General features: G+C 43.3%; 9 protein-coding genes. 3 read left to right on the top strand and 6 right to left on the bottom strand.

All coding sequences use genetic code 11. The features are described 5' to 3' along the window. A partial coding sequence (locus GX089_02005) for a hypothetical protein (GenBank protein NLP01245.1) occupies positions 1 to 496 on the bottom strand: 496 nt, incomplete at its 3' end. A 770-nt stretch (positions 497 to 1,266) separates the two neighbouring features. Here GX089_02005 and GX089_02000 point away from each other — a divergent pair. Beyond that, a complete protein-coding gene (locus GX089_02000; GenBank protein NLP01244.1) occupies positions 1,267 to 1,740 on the top strand; it encodes a hypothetical protein in 474 nt (157 codons plus the stop codon). Between the two features lie 283 nt (positions 1,741 to 2,023). On the opposite strand, the gene GX089_01995 is transcribed toward GX089_02000, so the two are convergent. Continuing rightward, positions 2,024 to 2,191 (bottom strand): hypothetical protein, encoded by a 168-nt coding sequence (locus tag GX089_01995; GenBank protein NLP01243.1) that lies wholly within the window; start codon positions 2,189 to 2,191, stop codon positions 2,024 to 2,026. A gap of 400 nt (positions 2,192 to 2,591) precedes the next feature. On the opposite strand from GX089_01995, the gene GX089_01990 reads away from it, so the two are divergent. Together GX089_01990 and GX089_01985 are read left to right on the top strand one after the other, a co-directional pair. Beyond that, the gene (locus GX089_01990) at positions 2,592 to 2,918 is read left to right on the top strand and encodes a hypothetical protein (GenBank protein ID NLP01242.1); all 327 of its coding nucleotides are present in this window, start codon (positions 2,592 to 2,594) and stop codon (positions 2,916 to 2,918) included. Further along, positions 2,908 to 3,897, top strand: coding sequence for a PTS transporter subunit EIIA (locus tag GX089_01985; GenBank protein NLP01241.1), 990 nt, complete (start codon positions 2,908 to 2,910; stop codon positions 3,895 to 3,897). Before GX089_01990 ends, GX089_01985 begins: the two co-directional genes overlap by 11 nt. 2 nt (positions 3,898 to 3,899) lie before the next feature. Here GX089_01985 and GX089_01980 read toward each other — a convergent pair whose 3' ends face one another. The 4 genes from GX089_01980 to atpG are packed head-to-tail and all read right to left on the bottom strand — an operon-like array spanning position 3,900 to position 7,487. Then, entirely contained in the window at positions 3,900 to 4,925 is a 1,026-nt protein-coding gene (locus GX089_01980) for a sodium:calcium antiporter (protein NLP01240.1), read from the bottom strand. A 34-nt stretch (positions 4,926 to 4,959) separates the two neighbouring features. Further along, on the bottom strand, positions 4,960 to 5,217 hold the full coding sequence (atpC, locus tag GX089_01975; protein NLP01239.1) for an ATP synthase F1 subunit epsilon: 258 nt from the start codon (positions 5,215 to 5,217) through the stop codon (positions 4,960 to 4,962). Positions 5,218 to 5,220: 3 nt separating this feature from the next. Next, complete coding sequence (gene atpD / locus GX089_01970; protein ID NLP01238.1) at positions 5,221 to 6,621, bottom strand: F0F1 ATP synthase subunit beta; 1,401 nt, start codon at positions 6,619 to 6,621, stop codon at positions 5,221 to 5,223. Then, on the bottom strand, positions 6,621 to 7,487 hold the full coding sequence (atpG, locus tag GX089_01965; protein ID NLP01237.1) for an ATP synthase F1 subunit gamma: 867 nt from the start codon (positions 7,485 to 7,487) through the stop codon (positions 6,621 to 6,623). The genes atpD and atpG overlap by 1 nt, the downstream gene beginning before the upstream one ends. Positions 7,488 to 7,580 lie beyond the last annotated feature (93 nt).

The following is a 7,580-nucleotide window of genomic DNA, read 5'->3' as shown; positions in this document are numbered from 1 at the left end:
TAGAAGCTAAATTGGTCTGAGCAGCTTCCAGCTCAGCCTGAGATGAGATACCTTTCGAAACCAGCTCTCTAACTCTCGTTTCCTCTCTCTGGGCCTGTTCCATCTGTGCTCTGGCCTCAGAAACAGAGGCTTTGCTTACCCGCTTCTGTGCATCGGCTTCCTGATAAGCCTGACGGTACTCGGTATCATCGATACGCCCGATGACTTCATTTCTGTGGACCTTGTCTCCTATTCTTTTGGAAAGACTCAGAAGTCTTCCGGTAACTTTTGCCGCGACAACGTAAGTGTAAGCTGCCTTGACTGTGCCCGTAAACTCGCGTTCCTGGCGCATCATTTTATACTCTGCCGGGGCAACCTGAACCGCTATTGGTCCCCGTTCACTTCTGCCAGAGCCTGACTGTGCCTTGGTTCTTCCGTTTGATGCGAATTGACGCAGTATGACCAGGCCTGCAAGGATCAGCAAAGCAACCGCTATTACCACATGGGTTCGCTTCATGTTTTTACCCTTTCTAAATCAAATCTGTGGAGAGAGAAAACAGACTCCTAAAAATATCATTTGATATTCCGACAAGGTATAAAGTTACAAACTATATATATTTTTTTTTGAAATCTCTTCCTAAGGGTCGGCATCGTGGCAGGATAGACTGCCGGTATGTCATTTCGATGAATCATTGAGGAGAAATCTTTTTATGATTTACAAGGTTGGGATCGATACCAACCCTGACTTGGAAGCAAACATTTCCCTCTGGGATGAAATTGGGACTTAAGATGTTAAATCAATGATTCATCTCTGAGTTAAAATTATGACTTAGGAGCAATTCTCTCGGTGAATGAGAGAGCGACATGAGATGTACCTTGGACAAAACCAGGGGGACGTTGTAAACGGATTATATGTACATAAATCGATACCGATGCCCAGTACCGCTCTGACCTCGACTGTAAGCAAGCATTCACCTCTGAGAAGAAGTCCTGATTTATGAAATCACTGATTCTCCTCTGAGATAAAATTGTGACTGAAAGCTCAACTCACCAATTCATCTCTGAGGTGAATTAAAAAAAAACAGCATAGCAGTATACAAAAACATTAAAGTCCCCCCGGATAAAAACCAGAAAAATCATCACCGAAAGTATTGACTTGCTCCTTTTCTGCTGTTATAATCAAATCATCTCCCGGAAGTACGCTCACTCTCAAAATTTCATTCTCTTCAAATCGATGAAACGTGTTGCAGCACGTGATGTTTTCATTCTTTATACGCAGGAGGATCTATGCAGAGTCAGGATATGCTGGTGGAGAAGCTGAGAAGAGAAATACAACTGCTTGAGGAGGATGTAGAAACACAGGCCTACATAAGCGGATTATGGATCAGGTATTTTAATGCCATGAAAGTCTATGTCAGGAAAGAGTGTCCAGGAACAGCTCTGGCCGACATAGTAAATTCCGCTATCATGGAAAGCAGTAATTGGGAAGATATAAGTATCTGGCTCAAGGAGGCTAAAGAGGCTGAAGAGCAGTTTTTTGAAAGAGTTAAGGATGATTTTCCAGAGGAATCTGATGTCAGGAAACTGAAGAAAGAGATAGATTTTCTCAAAGGTGTGGTAAGGGCTCTCCTGTCTTGCAGGGAGACACGACTGGAAAGCCTCCTGAAAGGATACAGAAACTGGAATCTGGAACTAAGTGATGAGATCCGGGAACTTCTTGAGGCAAACGGCCTGATGTGTACTGAACAGGAAAACCAATGAGGGGCTAAACTTCCAGCTGAATGTAATTTGTTTTTTACGGACCCATTTAAGTCTCTGTATCTGATTATCTGCTTTTTCTGTGTAGATAATTCAGAAAATCCTTTTATCTGTCTAAAAAGAATGTATTTTGAGTTCAAGCTGTTGATACTGCTATGTTGAACGCATTCAGATTTTCAGATTCTCACCCTTTACTTCCCAGAACTCTTTTTTCTGTATTGTTAATCGTTTTTCTTTCCGGTTTCTTTCTGAATGAGCACTCCTTCCAAACCGAATTTCCGCAATCTCAGGCAGAAACCATCATCGCTCCTTTTTCGCTGCCGGGTCCGGGTGAAGCAATAAGGGAGGAAAGGTGCAGGGAAGAAAGCTCGCTAGAATCATTGCGGTTAACTTCTGCATCAACAACTTTTGAATTTTTCAATTTCTGCCGGTCTGCCGGTTCAGACCGGTTCACTTCCGTGTCTCTTCGCTGTTATCAGACAAACAGTTCTCATCTCCGTATTTAGGGTGTTTTCAGGATTGTAATAAAGCACCGTATATTATCCTGAAAACTAAACAAATTCAAATTGGAGAGAGAAATTGGATACTGTTCAGTCTGTCCAGATTGCAGATGATATATCAAAAAATGTTGCGGATACAGAGAACATTAAATTGCCGTTAGAGAAGATTGAACTTGTCTCACCCTGTACTCCGGTGTTGACTGTACTTAAAAAATTCCAGTCAGGGAATGTAGGCATCTCTGCAGTAGTTTCCGACAGTCAGGAACTGTTGGCTTTTTTTTTATACTTGACCTTTTCAGAATCAGTCTGGAATCTTACCTGTACTTTATTGAGCATAAAAAGGAAATAGAGAAGGTGGAACACTATCTGCTGGAATTCTTCAGCAACGGGCATGAATACCTGGCATCTGAAGTGATGTGCAGTGATTTATCGCTGGTAGTGGACCAATATGAAAAACCGGTTTCGGTTCTTTTTCTGATGGCTAAATATCACAGATCCTTACTTCCGGTAACTGATAGGGAGGAGAGAGTGCAGGGCGCAATTTCAGCCGCTGCATTGCTCTATTTTTTTGATATAAGCCAAACTCCGGGTGAAGAATGCCTGGGTGATCTTAATTTTAAGTGTTTCTGTTCATTATTCAACTATTTTATGGCTGTTCTGATCAGGATTTATGTACACTGAAGAATTGCTTGTAACTGCAGGAAGAAAAAACAAACGGAACTGGAGGAACACTGTGAAGCTGAGCAGTTTAATGGACCCCCGGTTGATCTACCTTGACTATCACTTTGATAGCTATCATCAGATCATCGATTTTGTAGCTGAAAAAATCTCTTTGACTACGTCGCTTTCCACCGGCACTATAAAAGAATCTCTTTTAAAAAGGGAGAATATAGGCACCACATTTCTGGGTAATCATCTTGCACTGCCGCACGGATATGTAGAGAATCTAAGCGAGATTCTGATCCTTTTCATAAGGCTCGACAGGGCTCTTGACGTAAGTTATGACTATCGTGAATCGACTGTTAAATACGTTTTCGCGATAATTACATCTAAAGAAAAAGCCCAGCTTTATTTGAAGGTATTAAGTGCAATCGCCCAACTTGTAACGACCAATGCTCATCTTCTGGAAAACGCCAGAACTCCCGGCGAGCTTATTGACACCATCGATGAAAAACAAGTGGTTGTAGATGAGGTTCTCAGGGCACGCGATCTGATATGCTGCAAAGGGATGGTGTGGAGAAAACAGACAATCTCTCATGCTATTGACAAAATGAAAAAAGAAAACATAACTTTCCTGCCTGTTGTGGAAGAAAATGGCAGAATCTGCGGAGTGCTGGATCTTGCTGATCTATTTAGTGCTGTTTTTCCTGAAGAAAAAATTTCTTCCGGAAGTCTTGTTCTTCTCAGAGACCTTGGAGAGACCAGTGAACTGCTTGTAAAACCGGTTAAAGAATTCTGGGAAAACCAGGAACATCATCTCTCCGGTGATATAATGAAAGACTACAGGACATATATAGTAAATGAAAATGCAAGTTATATTGAAATTGTTTTTATCATGACCGAGTATCATTACAAGTATCTGGTTGTAGTTGATGATTTAATGGGGGTCAAGGGGGTTATTGATACCGGTGATGTTGTGCATAAGATGATAAGGGCCTGATCTTATCCTCTAATGATCACAAACACAAAATAAGCCGCATAGATTGCCGGCAGTGATACTGCTTCTATATGCTGAACAGATTTTTCTCCGTAGCAGAACAGATAAAGAGCAGAAGTCCCGATCAGAAGCACCAGAATATCGGTATTGAATGCTGTATTGAATGCCAAAGGTCTGATCAATGCGGAAAGCCCCATTATAAAGGCGATATTGAATATATTTGAACCGAGGATATTGGCAACAGCCAGATCACTCTGGCCCCTTCTGGCTGAAATATAAGAGACAATCAGTTCCGGTACAGAGGTTAAAACCGAAATTACGCATACAGATAATAGTTTAAGGCTGGTGTTGAACTGCATGCTTACCTCAACTGCTTCTCTCACAACCAGATAACCGCCAGCGATTACTAAAACCAGACCAATTATGAAACAAAACACCGAAAAAGGTATAGAGTATATCAAACCCGGTGAATTTTCCGCTTCAGGCTCTTTTTTAATGTATGGCTTTGTTAACAAATCGGGAATACGCACCTCATAACTTCTGCCCTCCCTAATCTTGCTCATTGCTGCCTGATAGATAAAGAAAAAGATGAAAAACTGGAAAAGACCGAGTACCAGAATCCCGCCATCAAGTTGTGAAAGAGTATTGGTCTCAGAACCGAAAAAAGCCACATCATTGATTATAATCCAGAATATCAGTGTGGTGACAATAGAGAAAGGAAGCAGTTTAAAGATTATCGATCTCTTTAAGCAGATCTGGGAAAAAGTGCCTATAATTCCGGTTATTACAAACAGGTTGAAGATGTTGCTGCCGATGATATTGCCGAAGGAGATATCCGGGTACCCTTTTATGCTGGAGAATATATTTACGAGAAATTCGGGTGCCGATGTGCTGAAAGCGATGATGGTCATGCCGATCATCGTTTCGGAGATTGACATGTGCCTGGCAATCGATGATGTACCACGGCTGATCAGTTCACTGCCGCCGGTAAGAAGCAGAAATGCCAGTAGAAAAAGCAATAATGTCATCATGGTGAGATTCTCCCGCAGGTTTTCTGTTTTCCTTTCACGCCCAGCGGATTGTCGGAGAAAAAACTTTGATATAGTCCGGCTCCACTCTGGCTACACCATTGGAGATTACAAGCTTTCTTACTATTTCTTCCATGTCAACTTTGACAATACCGGGCTTCAGGAGGGATGTCAATCTGACATGCCCGGGGAGTATGCCCAGTTCTCCTGAGATTCCGGGAAGAACCACAAACTGTGCCTGCGTGCTCAGGAAAGTCCGTTCCGGGGTTATAAATTCAATATTTATAGTTCTCATGGTTCACTTTACTCCGGATATTTCCTCTGCGTGTCTGATCACATCATCGGATGTGCCTGCCATGAAAAACGCCTGTTCAGGAATATGATCGTATTTTCCCTTGAGCAGCTCTGAAAATCCCTGGATTGTATCTCTTAAAGGAACGTATTTCCCCTGAATACCGGTGAAATCCTCTGCTACGAAGAATGGCTGAGAGAAGAAACGCTGGATTTTTCTGGCACGTGATACCACCAGTTTGTCCTCATCTGAAAGCTCCTCGACACCCAGTATAGCGATAATATCCTGAAGGTCATTATAACGCTGAAGAATCTTCTGTACAGCCCTGGCCACATTATAATGCTCTTCACCGACCACATTTTTGTCAAGCATCTTTGATGATGATTCGAGCGGATCGACTGCCGGATAGATTCCAAGCTCAACAATTTTCCTTGACAATACTACCGATGCGTCAAGGTGGCCGAAAGCTGTTGCTACTCCGGGATCTGTAATGTCATCTGCGGGAACATAAACAGCCTGGACACTTGTGATGGAACCGTTTTTGGTAGATACTATTCTCTCCTGCAGTTCACCCATCTCTGTACCGAGAGTGGGCTGATATCCTACAGCGGATGGCATTCTGCCCAGAAGAGCAGATACTTCAGCACCGGCTAAAACATACCTGAAAATATTATCGATGAAAAGGAGAACATCCTGGCCTTCCTTGTCCCGGAAATACTCAGCCTGGGTGAGACCGGTCATGGCTACCCTCAGTCTTGATCCCGGCGGCTCATTCATCTGCCCGAAAACCAGCACAGTTTTGTCAAGCACTCCCGACTGTGCCATCTCCTGGTAAAGATCGTTTCCCTCCCTGGTGCGCTCTCCTACACCGGTAAAAACCGAAACTCCTCCATGATGCTTTGCAACATTGTTGATCAGTTCCATTATAACTACTGTTTTTCCCACTCCAGCACCACCGAACAGACCGATTTTACCGCCTTTTCGGAAGGGAGCGAGAAGATCGATGACCTTTATTCCGGTCTCAAGAATCTCCAGATGAGTTTCCTGTTCAAGAAGGGTAGGAGGGGCGCGATGAATTGGCATATGCATTGATGCAGACAACTCACCTTTATGGTCTATCGGTTTACCAGAAAAATCGATGAGGCGTCCCAGACATGATGGCCCGACAGGAACAGAGATGGGAGAGCCGGTATCATCCACTGTCATTCCACGGAAGAGTCCTTCAGGTGGACCTAAAACTATGGTCCTGACAGTATTCCCACCTATATGCTGCATCACCTCAACGAGAAGATCCTCCTGTCCATCTCGTTTTACCCTTAGAGCATTGGAAATAAGGGGCAGCTTTCCCGGAGGGAATTCGATATCTATTACCTGCCCGAAGATCTGAGAAATTTTCCCGGTTGACATTACTTCAGCACCTCGTTTGTTCCTGTTATTTCGGCAATTTCTCTGGTTATGGCAGACTGCCTGGTCTTGTTCATTTCCAGCGTTATTTCATCGATAAGAACTCCGGCATTGGTCGTAGCATTATCCATAGCCGTTATCCTTGAAGAAAGCTCTGACACATGAGATTCCTGAAGAAGGGAAAAAAGTTCAGCCTTGAATATCAGAGGAATCAGTGTCCCGAATATCTCTTCACTGTTTCTGGGCTCAAAAAGCAGATCAGTATTCTCTTCGGCCTTTCCGCCAATCAGGGGCAGAAGTGAGGTAACCGACACATTGATTTTCCCCCTGGACTTGAATCTTGAGCTGATACATTTGATCGAAGTGAGTTTCTCTTTGTCAAATATTTTCATGATCTCTCTCCCGATCTTATCAGCAAATGCGAACTCGATCCCAGTTGTCACCAGGGGATATTCGAGTATTAACGGGAAGCTGTTTCCACGCACGAAATTAACCGCTTTGCGGCCGACTGCAAAGACTGCAGATACTGAATCTTCTCTTTCCTGTATGAATTTCCTGGCTGTTTTGAGGATCCCTGTGTTGAAATCACCGCACAGCCCCTTATCACTTGTCATTATTATCACTCCCATGCGGTTATCCGTAAAGGAGGGCTGACTGGCAAAGAGATTCTGTCTGGATTGGGGAGCTTCTAATGCTGAGGAGAGTTGATCAAATGTGGATTTCAGTTCCCTGTAAAACACCTGCGAATTGTGCATCAGGGAAAGTGCTTTATTGTATCTGGCACTGGCTACCATTTTCATGGTGCGGGTAATCTTCTGTGTAGAACTGATTCCCCTTATCTGTCTTCGCAATTCACTTATCGATTGCATGCTTAACGTGCCTTGAATGTTTTGATGGCTTCTGTAAGATCATTTCTCAACTGCTCATCCATGGCACCACTCTCCCTGATTTTATCAGTAATT

It is taken from the genome of Fibrobacter sp., assembly GCA_012523595.1.
Lineage (GTDB): Bacteria > Fibrobacterota > Chitinivibrionia > Chitinivibrionales > Chitinispirillaceae > JAAYIG01.
This window is presented reverse-complemented; position numbering and strand designations above follow the sequence as displayed.